At 64.8% G+C, this 22156-nt stretch carries 18 protein-coding genes and 1 riboswitch; of the genes, 11 read left to right on the top strand and 7 right to left on the bottom strand.

Going from position 1 to position 22156, the window contains the following annotated elements; all coding sequences use genetic code 11:
• The first annotated feature begins 79 nt into the window (after positions 1 to 79).
• The 3 genes from CF70_RS13640 to CF70_RS13630 all read left to right on the top strand — a co-directional run bounded on the left by CF70_RS13640 (position 80) and on the right by CF70_RS13630 (position 3025).
• On the top strand, positions 80 to 1480 hold the full coding sequence (locus CF70_RS13640; RefSeq protein ID WP_035865224.1) for a hypothetical protein: 1401 nt from the start codon (positions 80 to 82) through the stop codon (positions 1478 to 1480).
• A 323-nt stretch (positions 1481 to 1803) separates the two neighbouring features.
• On the top strand, positions 1804 to 2469 hold the full coding sequence (locus CF70_RS13635) for a dihydrofolate reductase family protein (RefSeq protein ID WP_035865223.1): 666 nt from the start codon (positions 1804 to 1806) through the stop codon (positions 2467 to 2469).
• A 133-nt stretch (positions 2470 to 2602) separates the two neighbouring features.
• Entirely contained in the window at positions 2603 to 3025 is a 423-nt protein-coding gene (locus CF70_RS13630) for a VOC family protein (RefSeq protein ID WP_035865221.1), read from the top strand.
• Positions 3026 to 3133: 108 nt separating this feature from the next.
• Here the strand turns inward: CF70_RS13630 and CF70_RS33810 are convergent, their stop codons facing one another.
• Complete coding sequence (locus tag CF70_RS33810) at positions 3134 to 3979, bottom strand: hypothetical protein (protein ID WP_051648382.1); 846 nt, start codon at positions 3977 to 3979, stop codon at positions 3134 to 3136.
• Positions 3980 to 4234: 255 nt separating this feature from the next.
• Positions 4235 to 4388, top strand: a riboswitch (FMN riboswitch).
• Between the two features lie 80 nt (positions 4389 to 4468).
• Here CF70_RS33810 and CF70_RS13620 point away from each other — a divergent pair.
• Positions 4469 to 4981, top strand: coding sequence for a 6,7-dimethyl-8-ribityllumazine synthase (locus tag CF70_RS13620; RefSeq protein ID WP_051648380.1), 513 nt, complete (start codon positions 4469 to 4471; stop codon positions 4979 to 4981).
• An 87-nt stretch (positions 4982 to 5068) separates the two neighbouring features.
• Here the strand turns inward: CF70_RS13620 and CF70_RS13615 are convergent, their stop codons facing one another.
• From CF70_RS13615 to CF70_RS13590, 6 genes are read right to left on the bottom strand one after another with little or no spacing between them, the layout of a single operon-like run.
• On the bottom strand, positions 5069 to 7150 hold the full coding sequence (locus CF70_RS13615; RefSeq protein ID WP_035865220.1) for a 3-hydroxyacyl-CoA dehydrogenase NAD-binding domain-containing protein: 2082 nt from the start codon (positions 7148 to 7150) through the stop codon (positions 5069 to 5071).
• 58 nt (positions 7151 to 7208) lie between these two features.
• The gene (locus CF70_RS13610) at positions 7209 to 8411 is read right to left on the bottom strand and encodes an acetyl-CoA C-acyltransferase (protein WP_035865219.1); all 1203 of its coding nucleotides are present in this window, start codon (positions 8409 to 8411) and stop codon (positions 7209 to 7211) included.
• Positions 8412 to 8457: 46 nt separating this feature from the next.
• Complete coding sequence (locus CF70_RS13605; protein WP_035865218.1) at positions 8458 to 10215, bottom strand: long-chain-fatty-acid--CoA ligase; 1758 nt, start codon at positions 10213 to 10215, stop codon at positions 8458 to 8460.
• 51 nt (positions 10216 to 10266) lie between these two features.
• Positions 10267 to 11631 (bottom strand): MFS transporter, encoded by a 1365-nt coding sequence (locus CF70_RS13600; protein ID WP_035865217.1) that lies wholly within the window; start codon positions 11629 to 11631, stop codon positions 10267 to 10269.
• Positions 11628 to 12302 (bottom strand): alpha/beta fold hydrolase, encoded by a 675-nt coding sequence (locus CF70_RS13595; RefSeq protein ID WP_035865214.1) that lies wholly within the window; start codon positions 12300 to 12302, stop codon positions 11628 to 11630. The genes CF70_RS13600 and CF70_RS13595 overlap by 4 nt, the downstream gene beginning before the upstream one ends.
• Positions 12299 to 13234, bottom strand: a complete 936-nt coding sequence (locus CF70_RS13590; protein ID WP_035865211.1) for an alpha/beta fold hydrolase — start codon at positions 13232 to 13234, stop codon at positions 12299 to 12301. The genes CF70_RS13595 and CF70_RS13590 overlap by 4 nt, the downstream gene beginning before the upstream one ends.
• Before the next feature lie 275 nt (positions 13235 to 13509).
• Between CF70_RS13590 and CF70_RS13585 the strand changes: the two genes are divergently transcribed.
• The 7 genes from CF70_RS13585 to CF70_RS13555 all read left to right on the top strand — a co-directional run bounded on the left by CF70_RS13585 (position 13510) and on the right by CF70_RS13555 (position 22061).
• Positions 13510 to 14697, top strand: coding sequence for an acyl-CoA dehydrogenase family protein (locus CF70_RS13585; protein WP_035865209.1), 1188 nt, complete (start codon positions 13510 to 13512; stop codon positions 14695 to 14697).
• A 32-nt stretch (positions 14698 to 14729) separates the two neighbouring features.
• Positions 14730 to 15869, top strand: coding sequence for an acyl-CoA dehydrogenase family protein (locus CF70_RS13580; RefSeq protein ID WP_035865207.1), 1140 nt, complete (start codon positions 14730 to 14732; stop codon positions 15867 to 15869).
• 401 nt (positions 15870 to 16270) lie between these two features.
• Positions 16271 to 17227: an ABC transporter permease gene (locus CF70_RS13575; protein WP_035865205.1), complete on the top strand. Its 957-nt coding sequence runs from the start codon at positions 16271 to 16273 to the stop codon at positions 17225 to 17227.
• A 56-nt stretch (positions 17228 to 17283) separates the two neighbouring features.
• Complete coding sequence (locus CF70_RS13570) at positions 17284 to 18153, top strand: ABC transporter permease (protein WP_045235745.1); 870 nt, start codon at positions 17284 to 17286, stop codon at positions 18151 to 18153.
• 102 nt (positions 18154 to 18255) lie between these two features.
• Positions 18256 to 19959 carry an ABC transporter substrate-binding protein gene (locus CF70_RS13565; protein ID WP_035865204.1) on the top strand — a complete coding sequence of 568 codons (1704 nt, stop codon included), beginning with the start codon at positions 18256 to 18258 and terminating at the stop codon, positions 19957 to 19959.
• A 106-nt stretch (positions 19960 to 20065) separates the two neighbouring features.
• Complete coding sequence (locus tag CF70_RS13560; RefSeq protein WP_035865202.1) at positions 20066 to 21043, top strand: ABC transporter ATP-binding protein; 978 nt, start codon at positions 20066 to 20068, stop codon at positions 21041 to 21043.
• The gene (locus CF70_RS13555; RefSeq protein WP_051648401.1) at positions 21033 to 22061 is read left to right on the top strand and encodes an ABC transporter ATP-binding protein; all 1029 of its coding nucleotides are present in this window, start codon (positions 21033 to 21035) and stop codon (positions 22059 to 22061) included. Before CF70_RS13560 ends, CF70_RS13555 begins: the two co-directional genes overlap by 11 nt.
• Positions 22062 to 22156 lie beyond the last annotated feature (95 nt).

Raw genomic sequence — 22156 nt, 5'->3', positions numbered from 1 at the left:
ATGACTGACTGACCATAGGCGCTTTCGTGGCACCCCGCCCACGCCCGGGGCGGGGCGCCGTTCTGCCGGAGACGATGCGATGATAGATGCATTGCTGTTCAGCAAGCCGTTTACGTTCCTGGCCTGTCCACCGATAGCGGAACTCAAGGACGCCATCGATTCGCTTAACGCGCTGCCGGGACATTCGCGCTGGCTCAAGGACGAAGACATCATCCGTCGCGTTCACGTGCCTGCCTTTGTCGAGCAGAGCCGCCAGGCCCTGGAGACGCTTGTTCCCGGCAGATCCCTCATGGTCGATAGCCTCTCCGAACGGATTCGGCACACACCGCGCGTGCTACAAGAGTTGCGCGAACACGGCCCCGAGGTGGCAGCTGCCGCTCACTCTTACTTCTACTGGCGCTACTCGGCCGACGTGCTCGGACGGGCGCAGGGCATTCCGCGCAGTGCGCTGGAGCGTCAGTTTGGCAGGGTGGCGGCGCGCGATGGGGCGCACAAGATCATCTGGGACTGTCCGTGCTGCGATCACCCGGCGCGATACCAGGTTGACGGGCTACTTGCCAGCCAGCGCTCGTCGCGCCAGGGCGGCTTTGCGCTCGAATGCGATCATTGCGGGCATCAGGAGCGGGTGTATGCCGGATTTCTGCATTACGGGCGTCTCCAGTGCCAATGCGCCGCGTGCAAGAGCTATGTTGGCATTCTTGCGTATGACATGGCCAGGGCCGCGCGAAAGCTTGCTGAGAATATCGAGAACTACGCCTGGATCCAAGCCGCCGAGACCCTTGCCGAGATCGAGGAATACAAGGACGAGTCCCTGCAGATTCTCTACCGCAGGGCTAGCCCGTCACGCAATGCCGGTTCCTTCGCAGTGGAAGTCACGTCTGGCAGGCACGAATCGATGGCGGCCATTCTGGCGAGCCTGGACCCTGGCCTGGAAGGCTGCATTGAGAAGAATCCCAGGGGCTGGGCATTGCTGTGCGAACTGCTGCGCGAAGGCGTGGTTGACGCGGAATGCCTGATCTACCAGGAAGCTGACCGCGAGCGCGTCGCGCTGCAGCTCTCACTGCTGGAAGAGCCTTCCCCCAAAACGGAGGGATTGCTGCAGAAAGATCTTGAAACTGTGCTGCAAGGATATCAGCCTGCATCTCGTGAGTCCTTCGTGGCGTGGCTGAAAGCAAGCATGAAATTGGGGCTTTTCACCGGCAAATTCTGTACTGCGGTGGAGGTCACCTGGAGACCCAATGTGCAGCGCTGCGAGCTCGTTGCCCGCAACCAGGACGGCCAGCCCCGCAAGCTTCCGGACAATGCGACGCCGAGAGCGGCCACAACCTTCGCAGCGTCTTCGAAACGAGCGCCTCACGCCGACGCCGAAATCGAAGCGGTGACGCTACTGAGATCACTGGGGTACATCATTGTGGCGCCTGCGGAAATCGAAGGGCATGGCTACTCCAGGCTGGGAGAATGCACGCCACTCAACAAGTAGCCCCGCGTAGCATTCCTTCTGCTGCCAGTTCTCATTGTAGGCCGGGAGCTAAACAACATCGTCGGCCAGGATTATCGGGCCGGCCAGCGCGCCACCCGGCCGATACGTTTTAGCTTCCGCTTATATCGGCAGAAAACGGGGCGATGCCGCTGTGGGATGCAAGGGGTGATAAGGAACACGGAGGGAGACGATATTCTTCAGATCGCCTGTCGATACCACGTGCCCTCGATCGTCATAAGCTTTGATGCGGCGCGCGTTGCGATCCGCAGGCCGGGCCGGAGCGCTGGTCCGCCAAAAGACATGGCATTCACGGAGAGGCACGTATGTCCAGGTTAAGAGTTCACTGCTTTTCGGTATCTATTGATGGCTACGGCGCCGGCCCAAGCCAGAGCCTGGCGGATCCGCTTGGCGTGGGAGGCACTGCGTTGCATGAATGGGCCATCGCCACGCGCACGTTCCAGCACTTGTTCGGCGGCGATGGCGGTACGACGGGAGTGGATGACGATTTCGCGGCGCGCGGATTCAGCAACGTCGGTGCCTGGATTATCGGTCGCAATATGTTCGGTCCTGTCCGTGGTCCATGGCCCGACGATCTCTGGAAGGGATGGTGGGGACCCAATCCGCCTTACCACACCGAGGTCTTCGTGTTGACCCACCATCCCCGCAAATCGGTCTCGATGGACGGCGGCACAACCTTTCATTTCGTCACCGAAGGTATCCATGATGCACTGAAGCAGGCGAGGGATGCGGCAGGCGGGCGGGACGTACGGCTTGGCGGAGGCGTAGCGAGCGTGCGGCAGTATCTGCGCGCCGGCCTGGTGGATGAGGTGCACCTGGCCATGGTGCCGGCCCTGCTGGGCGCCGGAGAGTCCCTGCTGACCGGTATCGATCTCAAAGGCCTGGGCTACGAATGCACCGGGCATGCGGGAACGCCGGCGGCGATGCACGCCGTTCTGACGCGGCGGGCCGCCGCGGAACCCGGGGTGTGACCAGCCCAACGTGCGGGAAATTTGTAACAAGAGGGCAAGCCCTGTCGATCCGCGGCCTGTCCACGCGTCGTGCCAGTGCGGGGACGACCGGTTCGGCCCTGTGATCACCAAGCTAACAGCGAAAGGAATCCATATGACCCAAGCCATCGCATACCTCGCCTTCAACGGCAATTGCGCCGAAGCCATGCGCTTTTACGAGCAAGCCCTCCATGGCAAGCTCGAAGTGCTGATGAGTGGCGCTGACTCACCCATGGCCGACCAGATCCCGAAGGAGTTCGCCCATCGCATCCTGCATGCGCGGCTCGTGCTGCCTGGCGGTGGCACGCTTTTCGGGGGGGATTGCCCGGCGCACCTGCCTTATGAAGGCATCAAGGGGGTGTCCATCGCCGTCGACTACGCGACCACCGCGGAAGCGGAGCAGGTCTTTGCTGCCCTCGCCAGCGGCGGCCAGGTAACCATGCCCATGCAGCCGGCCTTCTGGGCCAGGCGCTGGGGCATGCTGACCGACAGGTTCGGCACCCCGTGGATCGTCAATGGTGAACCGCTGCCAGTCTGAGGCGGCTGAAGAAGCACAGGGCGTGTGTATGTGCCGATGGCGCGCGTGGCTTGCGGGTTTGCGCGCGTCATGAGCCTGGCTTCCACTTGCCCCGGCACGCATGGCTTCCTACGCCGGCACCAGCGCCAGGAGCAGAAGCAGCAAATTGAGGGCGATCAGCGCAAACAGGACGAGTCTGGCCGCCGGTACGGGCGCGTGCGGTGCGTGCTCTCTCGGGAAGCCGCCGTGCCGTTTGCGCGTCCGCCGGTAGGCCAGGCCCACGCCGATCACGCCAGCGCAAGCCAGCGCGCCAAACGAGCCCCTGGCGACGGGAGATGGCTTGCTTGCGGCCGGCATCACCGGAGGCTTTACCGGCAAATTCCGCAGCGAAGTGTCGGTCGTGGGGGTGCGTACTGCCTGTTCCGTGCTGCGTTGCGTCACGGTCAGCGGAGCTGGCGCTTGCGAATTCTGCCTGGGCGGCAAGGACGCCACGACTTCGGCACGCCTTGGCTTGCCGCGCGCCTCGATATTCTGCGGCTTTTCCGGAAGCGGGATGGCGACGCGCTCCTTCGGTTGAGCGGCGACTCGCGTGGACTTTCTCTGCGCGGCGTACCTGTGCCATTGCGCGAAGACATCGTCCATGCAGCTCACCGAATCGCAGGCGTCGCGCTTTTTGCGCCACGCAACAATATCCGCCTGGCGAATCGCGCCATGGCGCAGCAGCCTCTGCTGCTCGGCGTAGATGCGGTCGTATCCTATGGAGAGGAGTGCGTAATCGCAGATCAGGGAATCCGCGGTCGGGCGACGATTGCCCGTTTGCTTCGCGCATCGCTGCCCGCCTGCCACCGTGTCTTCGCAGCTGGCCGAGGCGCCCCGGCGGGCTGCCTTGCAAACGATGTCAGACGCCTGCGCGCCTTCAGTGGAGCAAAGACCCAATGCGACGAGGATGGTCAGGCGGCTCATGATCCTGTTCATCGTCTCTCCTCATGGAAGTGGCGACTTCGCCTCTGAGGTTCAAGCTGGATGAGGTTTGCATTGTGCGACAACTTTACGGCCGCCGCACGTGCGGTGCCACACGTTCTCCGCGACGGTCGGGCGCCTCATCCCGGCGGTGTCGCCGGCTCGATTGGCGCCCATACCTCCCATGGCGACCGGACTAGTCCGTTCTGGCCAAAACCCGATCCGCATTCCCGGCGTATAATCGCCTGCGCTGCGGGCCAAGGCCCGCAGCAGCGTTCTCAGGGCGGGGTGAAAGTCCCCACCGGCGGTGATGGCGATTGATTCGCATAAGCCCGCGAGCGCCCGGCTTTCCCAAGGCCGGGGTCAGCAGATTCGGTGTGATTCCGAAGCCGACGGTCATAGTCCGGATGAAAGAGAATCGCGACGTTCATGCCTCTGCCCGGAAGCGGCGGGGGCGCGGGCTCGTGCGCCCTGATTCTGGTAACCCCTGCTAAAAGGCAACCCATGAATCAGCCCTACTCCTCGTTTCAACAATCCGCTGCCGGCCTGCCGGACCCGCGGCACACTCCCGCTGCCAACCGCTTTGCGTTTATCCATGCCCAGTGGCATGCCGATATCGTCCATCGCGCACGCGACGCCTTCCTCGCGGAAATGGCCGCGCAAGGCATTTCCCGCGATGTGATCGATGTGTTCGAGGTCCCCGGTGCATTCGAGATTCCCTTGCACGCCAGCAAACTGGCCGCTACCGGGCGATACGCTGCCATCGTGGCGAGCGCCTTTGTGGTCGATGGCGGCATCTACCGCCATGAGTTCGTTGCCGATGCCGTCATCAGCGGACTGATGCGCGTGCAGCTGGACACCGAAGTGCCGGTCCTGTCGGCGGTGCTTACGCCGAAGGATTTCCACGAGCACGAAGAGCATCGCCGCTTCTTCAGCGAGCATTTCGTAGTGAAAGGCAAGGAAGCGGCCCAGGCCTGCGTCAAGACCGTTGAAAGCCTTGGCAAGCTGGTAGCCTGACTGCGCACATGACTTTGCCCGGCCGGCACGGCGGCGCCGCGCTGGCCGGGCAATGACATCACCGGGTAGCACCCGGCCGGCCCGCTTTTACTTCAGGTCGCTGAATTTCTTCCCCTGCGCGACCAGGTCCACCAACAGTTTCGCCGGCCTGAAATCCGCGCCAAGCGTAGATTCGAAGCTCCTCAGCGTGGCCAGTACCTTGTCCAGGCCAATGGTGTCGGCATAGCACATCGGACCGCCGCGATACACTGGCCAGCCATATCCGTTGACCCACACCACGTCGATGTCCGACGCGCGGATGGCCTTGCCTTCCTCGAGGATCTTCGCGCCTTCGTTGATCATCGTGTAGACACAGCGCTCGAGGATTTCCTGCTCCGAGACGACGCGGCTCGTCTTCCCCTGCCTGGCGGCGAAGTCGCGGATGATCTGCTCGACCACGGGCGAGGGTTTCGCGTTGCGATTCTCGTCGTAGTCGTAATAGCCCGCTCCGGTTTTCTGGCCGCGGCGGTCCATCTCGCACAGGATTTCACGCAGCGTCGAGCTGCTGCTCTTCTCACGGATCCAGCCGAGGTCCAGGCCGGCCAGGTCGCTCATGGCGAACGGCCCCATCGGGAAGCCGAAGTTGTAGAGCACGCGGTCGATATCCCATGGCAGCGCGCCTTCCAGCACCAGCTTCTGCGCTTCGCGCTGACGCTGCGCGAGCATGCGGTTGCCGACGAAGCCCGGGCAGACGCCGACCAGCGCGGCGATCTTGCCGATCTTGCGCGCGAGTTCCATCGACGTACGGATCACGGGCCTGGACGTCTTGTCCCCGCGCACCACTTCCAGCAGCTTCATGACGTTGGCCGGCGAGAAGAAATGCAGGCCGATCACGGATTCCGGGCGCGAGGTGGCGGAGGCGATCTCGTTGACGTCGAGCGCGGACGTGTTGGTGGCAAGGATCGCGCCGGGTTTGGCGATCTTGTCGAGCTTGCCGAAGATGTCCTTCTTCACGTCCATGTTTTCATAGACGGCTTCGATCACCAGGTCGGCGTCGGCCAGCTGGCCGAGATCCAGCGTGGGGGTCAGCAGCGCCATGCGCTTGTCCACATCGGCGGCGGTGATGCGGCCCTTCTTTGCCGTGTTGTCGTAGTTGGCGCGGATGGTGCGCACGCCGCGATCCAGTGCTTCCTGCGCGGTTTCCACGATGACGACGGGAATGCCGGCGTTGAGCATGTTCATGGCAATGCCGCCGCCCATGGTGCCGGCGCCGATGATGCCGACCTTCTTCACCTCGATGGTGGGGGTATCCGCGGGGATATCGGGCAGGTTCCAGACCTGGCGCGAGGCGAAGAAGTAGTAGCGCTGCGCAGCCGATTGCGTGCCGTTCATCAGTTCGAGGAAGAGCTTGCGCTCCACCTTCATGCCTTCGTCGAACGGCAGGTTGACCGCGGCCTCGATGCAGCGGATGTTGTACTCGGGCGCTTCGAACCCGCGGAACTTGCGAGCGTTGGCCTTGCGGAACTCGGCGAACAGCTCGGGCCTGCCGCGCGCGGCTTCCACTTTCTCATTGAGGTCGCGCACCTTGCGCAGCGGCCTTTGCTCGGCGTTGATGCGCTTGACGAAGGCAATGGCGTCGGCGCGCAGCGCGGCGTCGTCCGTGACCAGGTCGAACAGCCCCATCTCGGCAGCCGCGGCGGCCCCGACGTGCATGCCGGACGTCACCATCTCCAGCGCCTTGGCGGGTCCGACGATGCGGGGCAGGCGCTGCGTGCCGCCGGCGCCGGGCAGCAGCCCCAGATTGACTTCGGGCAGGCCGCATCTGGCGGATCTGGCCGCCACACGGTAGTGGCAGACCAGTGCGACTTCCAGCCCGCCGCCAAGCGCGGTGCCGTGGATGGCCGCGACTACGGGTTTGGGCGAGTTCTCGATCGCGGCCTGCACGTCGGCCAGCGACGGGCCGGACGGCGGCTTGCCGAACTCGGTGATGTCCGCGCCGGCGATAAAGGTCTTGCCGGCGCAGGTCAGGACAATGCCCCTGACCTTGCTGTCGGCGATGGCAAGCCCGACGCCCTCCAGGATGCCGGTGCGCACGGCAGCCGACAAGGCGTTGACCGGAGGGGAGTTGAGCGTGAGGACGGCGATGTCGTCTTCAATGGTGAGATCGGCGACGGCGTTGACGGCTGTCATGTGGGTTGGCTCCAATAGGTCTGCGTAGGTGACTTGATACCGGCGGCTTCCGCCGTCCCTAGAAGATTTCGAACAGGCCGGCGGCGCCCATGCCGCCGCCGATGCACATCGTCACCACGCCGAACTTCGCGCCGCGGCACTTGCCTTCGAGCAGCAGGTGGCCGCTCATGCGCGCGCCGGACATGCCATAGGGATGGCCGATGGAGATCGCGCCGCCCGATACGTTCAGGCGCTCGTCGGGAATGCCAAGCGTGTCGCGGATATGCAGTACCTGGCTCGCAAAGGCTTCGTTCAGTTCCCAGATGCCGATGTCGCTCATGGACAGGCCGTGCTGTTTGAGCAGCTTGGGGATCGCGAAGACCGGGCCAATGCCCATCTCGTCCGGATCGCAGCCGGCCACGGCCATGCCGCGATAGGCGCCCAGCGGCTGCAGGCCACGGCGTTCCGCTTCCTTCGCTTCCATCAGCACCATGGCCGATGCGCCGTCGGACAGCTGCGACGCGTTGCCGGCGGTGATAAATGCGCCTTCCGCGACGCGCTGCCCGTTCTTGAACACGGGCTTGAGCGCCTGCAGGTCGGCCAGCGTGGTACCTGGGCGATTGCCTTCATCCCTGGCAAGCGTGACCTGCTTCTCGCTGACCGCGCCGGTCGCCTTGTCCGTGACCAGCATCGTCGCCGTCATCGGCACGATCTCGGCGTCGAAGCGGCCGGCTTCCTGGGCCGCGGCCGTGCGTTGCTGCGATTGCAGGGAATAGGCATCCTGGGCCTCCCGGCTTACGCCATAGCGTTGCGCCACGATCTCGGCGGTTTCCAGCATCGTCATGTAGATCTGCGGCAGCGTCCGGACCAGTTGCGGATCCTGCGCCCGGTAGCGGTTGATCTTGTCGTTCTGCACCAGCGAGATCGATTCCAGTCCGCCGCCCACCGTCACCTGCATGCCGTCGACGATGATCTGCTTGGCCGCGGTGGCGATTGCCATCAGCCCGGATGCACACTGCCGGTCCATCGACATGCCCGGCACGGTGACGGGAAGGCCGGCGCGCAACAGTGCCTGGCGCGCGATGTTGCCGCCCGTCGAACCTTGCTGGACCGCACAACCCAGGACCACGTCGGCAACCTCGGCCGGGTCGATGCCGGCGCGCCGCACGGCATGCGAGATGGCGTGGGCGCCAAGCTCCTGCGCCTGGGTGTTGTTGAATGCGCCGCGATGGGCTTTGCCGATCGGCGTACGCGCCGTGGATACGATGACTGCTTCACGCATTTGAAATCTCCTGTGCGTTGAGGTCTGGGAATGCATTTTTCAATGCTCATTCATGACGATGGGACACATCCCTGGCGATGGCGAGGAATCTCTCCAGGTCGTCGCGGATCTGCTTCTTGTTGTATTTGCCTACGCTGGTCTTCGGGATGTCCCGCGTGATGGCCACGAGCTTGGGCAACATCCACCTGGTGATCTTGCCGGTAGCCACGCCATGCACCTTCAGGAACTCGATGACGCTGTCCTCGGTGGCCTCATAACCCGCGCGCACGCTGACCAGCGCCATGGGCTTCTCGCCCCATAGCGGATCGGGCACGCCGACCACCGTGGCCTCGTGGACGAAGTCCGCCATCGCGATCAGGTTTTCCAGCAGCACCGTGGGCACCATTTCCGCGCCGCTGCGGATCACGTCCTTCATGCGGTCGGCAATGGTGATATAGCCTTCGGCATCCACCTTGGCGATGTCGCCGGTGTGCAGCCAGCCGTCCTGCCAGAGTTCGGCGCTCTTCTCGGGATTGCGGTAGTACTGCTCGGTCGTCCAGGGCGCGCGCACGACGATCTCGCCGACGGTCTGGTCGTCCTGCGGCACCGGCTTGCCTTGTTCGTCCACGACCTCCACCTCCACGCCGAGGATCGGCAGGCCGGACTTGACGAGCACGGCATCGGTCTCGTCGCGGTCCAGGTGCACCATGGTCTTCTTGATGAACGAGCCGACGATGGTGGGCGCGGTCTCCGTCATGCCGTAGCCGGAGCTCATGCGGAAGGTGGGGATCAGGGCTTCCAGCTTGCGCTTGAGTCCGAGCGGCAGCGCGCCGCCGCCAACGCTGACGCGCACCAGGCTGCTGAGGTCATATTTGCCGAGGTCCGGATATTCGAGCAGCATGGCAGCGATGGTCGCGACAATGCCGACCGAAGTCACTTTCTCGCGTTCCACCAGCTCGCAGAAGCCCTGCACGGTGAAGGTGCCGTGCAGCACGATCTTCTGCGCGCTGTAGACCGCGACGAACGGCTGGCCCCAGCCGTGGATGTGGAACATCGGCGTGTTCAGCAGCGGCACCGCGCCTTCGCCCAGGCGCGTGCCCAGGCCATCGGCGATATCGTGGTCCGGCGTGTTGCCGATGGCGAGCTGCGCCATCATGTGAATCGTCAGCAGGTACAACTGGCGGTGCGTAAACGTCGCGCCTTTCGGCTGTCCGGTGGTGCCGGTGGTGTAGCACAGCGTGGCGTTGACGTCCTCGTGCAGCGCGGGCCAGTCGAAGGTATCGGCCTGGCGGGCGAGCAGCGTCTCGTACTCGATGATGCCGGGGATCCGCGTCTGCGGCAGCCCCGGCTTGTCCGACATATAGACCACCGTCTCGACCACGTCCCTGATCTGGTCGTAGATGCCCTCCAGCAGGGGCATCAGGGTGTCGTCGACAAAGAGGATCTTGTCTCCCGCGTGCCGGATCGTGTAGACGATGTGCTGCGGCGAGAGCCGGACATTGATCGGGTGCAGCGTGGCACCGATGCCCGTCACGCCGTAGTACAGCTCCAGGTGGCGATGCGTGTTGAGCGCCATCGTTGCGATGCGGTCGCCAGGCTCGCCGGGCGCACCGGCCCGCGCCTTCAGTTCGCTGCTCAGTCCGTTGGCAAGCTGCGCCACGCGGCGGTACCACTGCATCCAGGTAAAGCGGAAGTATTCCCCGGTGGCCGGGTTGCGGTAGACAACGCCGGTTTCGTTGGGGTACATCCGCACCGGCCGCTTCATGATGGTCGTGAGCAGAAGCGGGTAGTGGGTGCTGAACTCCGGATAGGTTCTGAATTCCATCTTGTCTCCTGGCGATCTCTGCGATCCTGGTGATCCTGAGGCGATGTCCCGCTACACGCTCCCCTCGCGCACGGGCCGCGGCCGGCGGCGCGGCTCTTCCACCCGCAGGGCAAGCGCGAAGGCAATGCCCATGACGGCGATGGCGGCAACGAATACAAGCGAGAAGCGCACGCCCTGCGCCAGCAGCCCGCCGAGGACCGGGCCGCATGCCATCATGGCGTAGGTGGCGGTGTCGGAGACGGCCAGCAGCATGGGGCGGTCGCGCCGGTTGCCGAACTCCAGGGCGAAATTGTCCGCGGACAGGAAGTAGCCGCCGAAGCCGGCACCCAGTCCGCAGAAAACCAGCAGGAATGCGCCCAGCCCATCGCAGAGCAGCAGCGCGGCGGTCGACACGGCCCAGAGGCCGATGCTGCCCAGGAACACCAGGCGATAGCCGTAGCGGTCGGCGATGCGGCCCCAGGCGAGGTTGCTGGTGGTCTGCGCCAGCAGGTAGGCAATGCTCAGGTAGCCCAGCGTGGCGCCGGACAGCGGGAGGTGGCTGCCGACGTAGATGGCGTAGAACGGCACCGCCATCATGCTGAACGCCACGAGCGCCCGGGCGACGAAGAAGCGCACATAGTGCTTGTCCGCGCGCAGCAGGGCAGGGACTTCGCGGATGCGCTGGCGAAAGCCGGACTGCGACCGTACATCGTGCAATACCGGTTCGCGCATCCGCGTCAGCGCGGAGATGCCCAGGCTGGTGAGGACGAACGCCGCCAGGAAGGTGGTGGCATAGCCATTGCCGAACACATTGCCGCCAACGAGGAAGCGCCCGCCGAGATAAGCCACCGCCGCCGCGATCAGGCCGCCGAGGAAATTGCGCAGCGCGCTCAGCATGCCCCGGCGCTCCAGCGGGATGATCTTCGAGGTCAGGTAATTGAAGGTGACATTCTGGACGCCGTTGAACAGGCCGAACAGCAGCAGGAACACGGCGGCGGCGGTCAGCGCGCCGTCGCCGGACAGCAGGAAGGCGGACAGGCCCAGGCCGAGGATCTGCAGGCGGACCAGCCATCCCACCAGGTAGATCAGCGGCATCACACGCTGGCGATGCTCGATCTGCGTCGCGCCCCAGATGGAGGACATCGCCATGCCCGCGTACTGCGCGGACAGCACGCATCCCACCACCAGCTTGGAGCCGGACAGCAGGTAGATGTACGCCGGCACGAAGGTGGGGGCGGTCACCAGCCGGAATCCGGTCATGCCCAGCATGCCGTGGATCAGGTAGGCCTGGGCGTTGCGCGGCAGGTGCTGTTGCACGTGAGCGCGGAAATGGTGTTCCGCCAGTTCGTGCTGCGCGCCGGGGGCGTGTGTTTCATGCAGGGCCGCTCCGGCGCCCACGGCCACCGCCACGGCTTCTGACGCGCATTCCGCTTTCATGCCGGCGAGCCTCCACGCGTGGCCGCCAGCGACGCATATCGATGCAGCGCCTGGTCCAGTTCCACCGGCTCCAGCGACAGCAGCTCGATCACCGCCTTCAGCCAGTCCGGGCGCTCACGGGTACAGACCGAGATCGGCTGCGGCGTCTCCGAGTGCTGCGACGCCAGCATCGCGTAGTTGGCGGCATAGCTGGGCGGGCGCACGTCGGTGGCCAGGTCGGCAATGGCGTAAGGGTCTGGCGGACCGGTTCGCGTGGTGTCGACCACCGGGATATACGGATTGCGCGCGGCGGTGCCGCCACCGGCAAGCCCGGGACCGTCGCGCAGGATGGCGCCGCGCACCTGGTCCGGCCGCGCGCCGGCAAGCAGCAAGGCGATATAGCCGCCGAGACCGCGTCCGGCCACGGTCGACGGGCCCAGGTGCGCCAGTGCGGCATCCGCGTCAGCCATCAGGAACTCGCAACTGTAGCCGCCGCCACGCGGTATGTCTGACAGCCCGTGGCCCGTGAAATCCAGCGCGTGTACCGGGCCGGGCCATGCCGCGTACTCCGGCGGCAGGGCCTGCGGTGCGCGTTCGCCAAGTCCGTGCAGCAGCAGCAGCGCGGGACCACTGCCGGGCTTTAGCGGATGCAGGGCGAGGCGCAGGCGGTTGTGGCGCAGGTAGACGGTCATGAGCGTAGAAGGCGCAGGATGAGGTCCGCGGTCGCGCGCGGTTGCTCGATATGGATGAAGTGCCCGGTGTCGCGCATCACATGGACCTGGGTCGTGGGCGGGAAATACGGCGCCAGGTCGGCGGCGGTGGCATCCCATCCCATGGGTTCGCGTTCGGTGCCGAAAATGGCCAGCATGGGAATGGGGAAGCCGGGCAGGCGGTCGGTCATCCAGCGCGCCCGCATGGGGCCGAAGCCGGAGGCGCCGATCACGGGGTCGAGCTTCCAGCGCCAGCCATCCGCATCCTGCCGCGCGCCCAGCGATGCCAGGTAGCGCAGCCATGCCAGGCTCAGACGCGGATTCATGCGGGCACGCCGTTGGGCCAGTTCCTCCAACGTGCCGGGCTTACGCTGGAGGCTTGTGCTCTGCCTGCGCGTATCGAGCCAGCGCGTGATGATGGGGGCGGTCATCGACTTCTTCTCGCGCACGGCGCTGTCCGCGTGCGGGTTGCGGAAGGGCAGGCCGTCGATGGCAACGAAGCGGGTGAAGCGATGCGGCAGCGCCTGGATCGCGTGGACCAGCAAGGAGCCGCCCTTGCTGTGTCCGATCGCGATCAGCGGTTCGCGTGTGACCGAGTCGGCCACGGCAAGCAGGTCGCGCTCGTCGGCAACCCAGCTGTACAGGTCGGCATGCTCGGAATCTCCGTGGCCGCGCTGGTCGTAGGAGACCACGCGGTAGCCGCCATCGGCCAGCAGCGGCGCGAAGGCGTCGAAGGTCCGCGCGAAATCCAGCGCGCCATGCACCAGCAGGATGGGCGTGGCGTCGGGCTCGCCCCATTCATGGACAGCAATGCGGATGCCGTCGGCATTGACGGTGCGCGTGCGGTCCGGTGCGCGGCTGCCAGGGAAGGCCGGGACGGCACAGCGCGCCGCGCCGATGGCTTCACCCTCCATTGTTGTCTCCTCGTTACGCGCCACGGGAACGGACCAGCGTGCTGCCGTTGGCGGTTTCGTGTTTGTGGTATGTTTTTTAGGAATCCTATCACACTGTCTGTGAATACTAGTTCGGCCGTTTTTTGCGATACAAGGCAGGGACGGCTGGGCACTCCCTCCATTTTAGGAAATGGAGTATTGACGTTGCCGGGATTGACTTATATAACCAGCTAAGCCGATGTGCATGGAACGGCAGGCAGGACGTAGCAAGCCAAAACTAAAAAAAGGAGACAAGCGTGGATGACCTGGAAACCTTCCGGCAGGAGGTACGCGCCTGGCTGGAAGCGCAATGTCCGTCCGAGATGCGGCAGCCGGTACGCAACGAAGACGATATCTGCTGGGGTGGGCGCAAGTTCCGCTTCCAGTCCGAAGCGCAGCGCCTCTGGCTCACGCGCATGGGCGAGAAGGGCTGGACGGTGCCGGAGTGGCCGCGCGAGTACGGCGGCGGCGGCCTGTCCCGCGAGCAAGCCAGGGTGCTGCGCCAGGAGATGCAGGCGCTTGGTTGCCGGGTGCCGCTGCAAAGTTTTGGCATCTGGATGCTTGGCCCGGCGTTGCTGAAGTTCGGTACGGAGCAGCAAAAGCGCGAGCATCTCCCCAGGATCGCACGTGGGGAAATCCGCTGGTGCCAGGGCTACTCGGAACCGAACGCCGGGTCGGACCTGGCCTCGCTGCAGACGCGCGCCGACGAGCGTGGCGATCACTTTGTCGTCAACGGCCAGAAGGTCTGGACCTCCTACGCCGACAAGGCGGACTGGATCTTCTGCCTGGTGCGTACCGATTTTGCGGCGCAGAAACATACCGGCATCAGCTTCCTGTTGTTCGACATGGAGACGCCGGGTGTATCAACGCGGCCGATCGTGCTGATCTCGGGCAAGTCGCCATTCTGCGAGACCTTTTTCGATGATGTCGTGGTGCCGCGCGGCAACCTGGTAGGCGAGCCGAACGGCGGCTGGACCATCGCCAAGTACCTGTTGACGCACGAGCGGGAAATGATCAGCGCCATCGGCAGGCGCGGGGGGCGGCCCCCGCCGATGGGCAGGCTTGCCCGCGACACGCTGGGCCAGAACGAACGCGGGGAGGTCGATGCGCCGATGCTGCGCGCGCAGATCGCCACCTTCGAGATCGACGAGGTGGCCTTCGGGCTGGCGGGCGAGCGGGCGGTGGACCTTGCCAGGCAAGGCGAGGGCATCGCGGCGTTCTCCTCGGTGCTGAAGTACTACGGGGCCGAACTCAACAAGCGGCGCCATGAACTGCTGATGTCGATCGGCGGTAGCGAAGCGCTGGAATGGGAGAGCGAGCGCAGCCAGGATGGCGCCACCGCGCGCGGCTGGCTGCGCAGCAAAGCCAACTCGATCGAGGGCGGCACGAGCGAAGTGCAGCTCAATATTGTTGCCAAGCGCCTGCTTGGCCTGCCCGGCGCCTGACCCCGCCTGAACTCCACGCTTCGAAAACAACCATGGCCATCGTATTGAACCAGACCCAGGAGATGCTGCGGGACAGCGCCCTGGCATTCCTGCGCGAAAGCGCGCCGGTCGCGATGTTGCGCAAGCTGCGCGATACGCGCGACGAGACCGGCTTCTCGATCCAGCTCTGGAAGGACTTCGCCGGACTGGGCTTTGCCGGCGTGCTGATCCCGGAGCAGTATGGCGGCAGCGAGCTTGGCGTGGTGGAGGCTGGCGTCCTCATGGAAGCGCTTGGCCGCACGCTGGCGCCCACGCCATTCTTCTCCACCGCCTTGCTTGGCGCATCGCTGATCTCACGGTTCGGCAGCGAAGCGCAAAAGGCGAAGCTGTTGCCAGCCATCGCCGCCGGCAAGCACCTGACGGCACTGGCGATCGACGAGAGCGCAGCGCACCGGCCGGAGCGGCAAGCGCTGCGTGGGGCGCAGCAGGACGGTGGCTACGTGCTCAACGGCGCCAAGGTGTTCGTCGTCGACGGGCATATCGCGGATACGCTGATCGTAGTGGGCCGCACTAGTGGCGACACGGCCGACCCGGATGGCATTACGCTCTTCCTGGTTCCACGCGGCAGCGATGGCGTGGACATCGAGCGCACCGTGATGGCGGATGCCCGCAATGCGGCCCGGGTGCGGTTCCGCGATGTCCGGGTCGACGCCGGCGCCGTGCTCGGCCGGGTGGGCGGCGGCGCGGCCATGCTCGACCAGGTTCTCGATATCGCGCGCGCCGCGCTGGCGTCGGAACTCGTCGGCATTGCCGACGAGGCATTCGAACGCACCTTGCAGTACCTGAAGGAGCGCAGACAGTTCGGCAAGATCATCGGTGAGTTCCAGGCGCTGCAGCATCGCGCCGCCCACCTGTTCAGCGAAATCGAGATCACGCGCGCGGCGGTGTTGCGCAGCCAGCAGTTGCTCGACGAAAACCCCGCCCAGCCTGTTGCCCTTGTATCGGCCGCCAAGGCGCGGGCCGGCAGCACGGCGACGCTTGCGGTGCAGGAAGGCGTGCAGATGCACGGTGGCATCGGCATGACCGACGAGTTCGAGATCGGCTTCTATATGAAGCGCGCCTGCGCCGCGCAGACACTGCTCGGCGACACCCACTTCCACGCGCATCGCTGGGCCACGCTGCGCGGCTACTGAGCGCCGCAGCGCACCATCCTGAGACCGGTTCGCAGGCCTTCCGCGCGCAGGCGCGGGGCCTGCGCTCGCCCTTGCTCCTGCGCCGGCGGGTTTGCATTGCACAACGTGCGCGCCGCGAACGCGGACCCTAGGTAAATCCACTAGACATTCAAGGGCGAGTTCGGTTGTCACGAATTAGAACTCTGGGTATGCTAAGTACGCTATCTGCATAAACAGTAGTCCGGTGGAAAATCGTCGTGCTGGTTCTTTATTTCTGGTCGTAGTTCGCTTTATTTGAGCGTAAAACGATTCAGGCGTGCGGCACGAGTCAGCCACATGAAGCACCGAACAGGAGACGCTATGGTCGGGGCGGCAAGAATTATCGTATCTACGGTATCTTTCTTCGAAGCGAGCGCCACGCTATGAGCGCCTACATCCTGCGCCGCTTGCTGGCGCTGCTGCCCACGCTGCTGTTCGCCAGCCTGATCGTCTTCGTGATCGTGCGCATGGTGCCGGGCGATGTGGTTGACCTGATGCTGAGCCAGAACGACATCAGCGCCGATGCAAAAAGCCGCGACGACCTGATCCGCGCGCTCGGGCTGGACCAGCCGATGTGGCGCCAGTACCTGCACTGGGTCGGCAGCATCGTGCTGCACGGCGACCTGGGCCAGTCGCTGTGGCAGGGCGAGCCGGTGCTGAAGATGGTGGTGGCGCGCATGCCTGCGACGTTTTCGCTTGGCGCGCTGGCCTTGTTCGTGGCGTTGTCGGTAGCGTTGCCCGTCGGCGTGCTGTCGGCCATCCGGCAGGACACCGCGGCCGACTACGTGGCGCGCTCCTTCTCCATCCTGATGCTGGCGGTGCCGAGCTTCTGGCTGGGCACGATGGTCATGGTGTTTCCTTCGGTGTGGTGGGGCTGGTCGCCGGAGGTGCGCTACGTCCCCTTCCTCGACGATCCGCTCCAGCACATCAGCAATATGCTGGTGCCCGCCATCATCCTCGGCATGGCGCTGTCCGCCATCACCATGCGGATGACGCGCACGATGATGCTGGAGGTGCTGCGCCAGGACTACATCCGCACGGCATGGGCCAAGGGGCTGAACGAACGCCTGGTGATCCTGCGCCACGCGCTGCGCAACGCGCTGATCCCGGTGGTGACGCTCATCGGCCTGCAGGCGCCGCTGCTGATCGGCGGCGCGGTGGTGATCGAGCAGATTTTCGCGCTGCCGGGCATGGGATTGCTGTTGCTGGACGCCGTCAACCAGCGGGACTATCCCGTCATCACCGGCGTGTTCCTGGTGGTCGGCGTGGCGGTCATGCTCATCAACCTGCTCGTGGACCTGAGCTACGGGCTGTTCGACCCGAAAGTGAGGCATCGCTGATGGCCCGTCCAATCGCAAACGCCCCCGCAATCCAGGCGGCGCAACCGCCGCGGGAGATGTCCGGCACGGGTTGGGCTGTCGCTGCCCTTGCCCTGGTGAAGCGCCTCTTTCGGGAGAAGCCGCTGGGCGCCGCCGGCGCGGTGATCTGCCTGATCTTCCTGTTCTGCGGCGTCTTCGCCGACTGGCTGGCGCCATATGGCGTCAACGAGATCAGCATGATGAAGCGGCTGCAGCCGCCGTCGTGGGCGCATCCCTTCGGGACCGACAACCTCGGGCGCGACATGCTGTCGCGCTGCCTGTATGGCGCGCAGCTTTCCGTGATCATCGGGCTGTCGGCCGCCACGCTGGCCACCGCGGTGTCGGTGGTGATCGGCATCCTGTCGGGCTACCTTGGCGGCAAGTTCGACCTGATCGTGCAGCGCATGGTGGATGCGTGGATGAGTTTTCCGGACCTGGTGATCCTGATCGTGGTGGTGTCCGTGCTCGGCCCGGGCAGCTGGCAGATCATCGGCACGCTGGGCCTGCTGCTGGGCGTCGGCGGATCGCGCATCATCCGCAGCGCGGTGGTCTCGGTACGCGAGAACATGTATGTCCACGCCGCGCAGTCCATGGGCGCTTCCACCGGCCGCATCCTGTGGCGCCATATCCTGCCCAACGTGCTGCCGCCCATCATCGTGCTGTTCACCACGCGGGTGGGCACGGCCATCCTGGCCGAGTCCGGACTGTCCTTCCTCGGGCTCGGCGTGCCGCCGCCGGCGCCGACCTGGGGCGGCATGCTCTCCGGCAACGGCCGCACCTTCATGTTCCAGGGGCCCTGGCTGGCGCTGGCCCCCGGCATCTGCCTCACTGTGGTCGTCTATGCCATCAACGTCTATGGCGACGCACTGCGCGACCTGCTCGATCCGCGCATGCGCGGCACGCGGTAACGAGATACCAGAAGCCGGCGCCATGACGCCGGCCCGGGAGGATCCAGGGGCGCGGGCACATCGCTTGCGTCGCGACTTGACGGGCGCAACTAGGAGACAACGATGGAGGGACGCGGTTTGAAAAAAACATTAGTCTCGGTGGCAACGGGCGTGGCACTGGCGCTGTCCGCCGGTGCGGCCAGTGCGCAGGCCGAAGCGCCGAAATACGGCGGCAATCTCGAAATCGGCTCGATGTACCCGACCATCTCCGCCTTGTCCTGGGACCTGGCGGACTGGAACTGGAAGCAGAACTACGATACCGGGCAGGTCTACGAGCAACTCTTTGTGGCCGATCTTTCCAAGTCCAGGCGCAACGGCGGCAAATATGCCTTCCAGGCAGACGCCTGGCTGCCGGAGGATGCGATCCGCGGCGAGCTGGCCGAGAGCTGGAAGTGGGTCGATCCGCTGACGCTGGAAGTCAGGCTGCGCAAGGGCGTCAAGTTTCCCGCCAAGGCCGGCGTGATGGAAGAGCGCGAGCTGGTGGCCGACGACGTGGTCTTCAGCTACACCCGGATGAACAGCAGCGCCAAGAAGATCCCGACCTACTACGACCACCTCACCAAGGTCGAGGCGACCGACAAGTACACCGTGGTATTCCGCTTCAAGGAATACAACGCCGAATGGGATTACCGCTTCGGCTGGGGCTACTACTCCGGCATCATGCCCAAAGAAGTGGCGGCCGCCGGCGCCGGCAACTGGAAGAATGTGAACGGCAGCGGGCCCTTCCTGCTGAGCAACTTCGTGCAGGGCACTTCCAGCACCTATACCAAGAACGCGCAGTACTGGGACAGCGACAAGATCGGCGGCAAAGACTACAAGCTGCCCTTTGTCGACAAGGTGGTGCTGCGCACGGTCAAGGACGAATCCACCCGCAACACCATGCTGCGCACCGGCAAGCTCGACGTGCTGGAGTACGTCCGCTGGACCGCTGTCGATGAACTCAAGAAGAGCGCGCCGGCGCTCAAGTGGTCGCGCTGGTTGTCGACCAATGGCCAGTACGTGGCGCTGCGCGTCGACACCAAGCCGTTCAACGACGTCCGGGTGCGGCGCGCGCTGAACATGGCGGTCAACAAGCAGGAGATCGTCAAGCAGTTCTACGGCGGCAATGCCGAACTGTTCGCCTATCCGCAGCATCCGGATTACACAGGCTACTTCGAACCGCTGAGCGCCATGCCGGAACCGGTGAAGGAGCTGTTCACCTACAACCCGGACAAGGCACGCAAGCTGCTGGCGGAGGCGGGCTATGCGAAAGGCTTCACGTTCAAGGTGCAGGTATGCGCCTGCCAGCCCGAGCACCTGGAGCTGCTGCCGCTGATCGGCGCCTATCTCGAACAGGTCGGCGTGCGCATCGAGATCCAGCCGATGGAGTACGGGGCCTTCCTGTCGGCCATGACCACCAAGACCAACGCGCCCGGCTACCTGATGAGCAACGGGCATACCAACCCGACCACCACGATCCGCAAGAGCTTTGTGAAAGGCCAGGTGTGGAACGCCGCTCAGTGGGGCGATCCGAAGTACGAGCAGCGCGTGAACGAAGCCTTCCAGATGCGCGACCTCGGCCGCCGCCAGGAGGCATTGCGCGCGCTGACGCGGGACGTGCTGGCGGATGCGCCGTATATCTGGCTGCCGATCCCTTACCAGTACACCGCATGGTGGCCCTGGGTGAGGAACTACGACGCCGAACTGCGTGCAGGCGCGGTGCGTCCCGGCCCGATCTACGCGCGGATGTGGATCGACCAGGACATGAAGAAGAAGATGGGATTCTGAACCCGTGACGCGAACGCGCGGGCCGGAGCGCCCGGCCCGCGCAATACCGTCATTCAGGCAATTGGCCACTTTCCCACTTTGCCACTTTGCCGCTCAGAGGAGACGCATGACGCAGCCCATTCTGCAGGTGAACAAGCTGACTACGCGGTTCCGTACGGACCGTGGCGTGGTCACGGCGGTCGACCAGGTCTCGTTCGACGTGGCGCCGGGCGAGACGCTGGCTATCGTCGGCGAATCCGGCTCGGGCAAAAGCGTGACCGCGCTGTCGATCCTGGGGCTGATTCCCAGCCCGGCCGGACGGATCGAATCGGGCGAGATCCTGTTCGACGGACAAGACCTGCTGCAGCTCAGTCCGGCGCGCATGCGCGCGATTCGCGGCAACCGCATCGCCATGATTTTCCAGGAGCCGATGTCCTCGATGAATCCGGCGCTGACCGTGGGCAAGCAGATCGCCGAGCCGATCAACCTGCATCAGGGCATGCCGTGGAAGACCGCGCTCGGCATTGCCGGCGAGCTGCTCGGCAAGGTGCAGATCCCGGAAGCGGAGAGCCGGCTGGGCGCCTATCCGCACCAGTTCTCGGGCGGCATGCGCCAGCGCGCCATGATTGCGATGGCGCTGGCCTGCAAGCCGCAGTTGATCATCGCCGACGAGCCGACCACTGCGCTCGACGTCACGGTGCAGGCCCAGATTCTCGACTTGCTGAAGGATCTCGCCAGCAAGTCGGACACAGCGCTGATCCTGATCACGCACGACCTGGGCGTGGTAGCGCGCTATGCCGATCGTGTGGCCGTGATGTACGGCGGGCGCATGGTCGAGACCGCGAGCGCGCGTGAGCTGTATGGGCATCCGTCGCACCCTTACACGCGTGGGCTGATGGCCTCGGTGCCGCGCATCGATGGCGATACCCGTCAGCCGCTGGTGCCGATCGACGGCCAGCCGCCCGACCTGACCGCGCTGCCGCCCGGCTGCGCCTTCATGCCGCGCTGCAAGCTCGCCGCCGATCAATGCGGCCTGTCGCGCCCGGCGCTGCGCGCCGTTCGCCCGAACCACTACAAGGCATGCTTCCTCCATGATGCAGACTGAGACACAGGCCGGGCCTGCCGCGCCCCGGTGCGGAGAGATCGGCGACGAGATCCTGCGCGTCGAGAATCTCAAGGTTCATTTCCCCGTGACCAAAGGCATCTTCATCAAGCGTCAAGTGGGATCGGTAAAGGCCGTGGACGGCGTGTCGTTCACGCTCAGGCGTGGCGAGACGCTCGGCCTTGTTGGTGAAAGTGGCTGCGGAAAGTCCACGACCGGGCTGGCCATCATCAAGATGCTCGCCGCCAGCGGCGGACGGATCGCCTTCGACGGGGACGACTTCTCTACCTTCAGCAAGGCGCAGGAAAAGAACTTCCGGCGCAGCGTGCAGATGGTCTACCAGGACCCGTTCGGATCGCTGAATCCGCGCATGAAGGTGCGCGACATCATCGGTGAGCCGCTGGAAGTGCATGGCATGGCGGGCGACAAGGCGCGTTATAGCGCGCGCATCGCGGAGCTGTTGCAGATGGTGGGGCTGTTGCCTTACATGGCGGACCGCTACCCGCACGAATTCTCGGGAGGCCAGCGCCAGCGCATCGGCATTGCCCGCGCTTTGGCTGTCGAACCCAGCCTGATTGTCTGCGATGAGCCGGTCTCCGCGCTGGACGTGTCGATCCAGGCGCAGGTGGTCAATGTGTTCATGGAGTTGCAGCGGCGTCTTGGGCTTACCTATGTCTTTATCGCCCACGATCTCGCGGTGGTGCGCCACATCAGTGACCGGATTGCCGTGATGTATCTTGGCCGCATTGTGGAGATCGCCAGCCGTGACGAGCTATATGCGAATCCGCGGCATCCCTACACCAGGGCGTTGCTGTCCGCTGTGCCGGTGGCCAGTGTTGAGGCGGAGGCGAAGCGGCAGCGGATAGTGCTGAGAGGGGAGGTGCCGAGTCCGTTGAATCCGCCGTTGGGGTGCAGGTTTCATCCGCGCTGCGCGCAGGCTACTGAGCGGTGTGGGGTGGAGGATCCGGTGTTGAGGGAGAGGGGGGGTGGGCAGATGGTGGCTTGCCATTTGGAGGGGTAGGTATTGTTTTTTTGTCTGAATTTTATCTAAATTTTATTTGAGTTTGATTTTAATTTTTCGGTGTTGGTTGTTGGACCCAAAAGCGTACGACATCG

This window comes from Cupriavidus sp. SK-3 (assembly GCF_000611145.1).
In the GTDB taxonomy this organism is placed as follows: Bacteria; Pseudomonadota; Gammaproteobacteria; order Burkholderiales; family Burkholderiaceae; genus Cupriavidus.
Note: the sequence above shows the minus strand (reverse complement) of the source record. Positions and strands in the feature narration are given on the sequence as shown.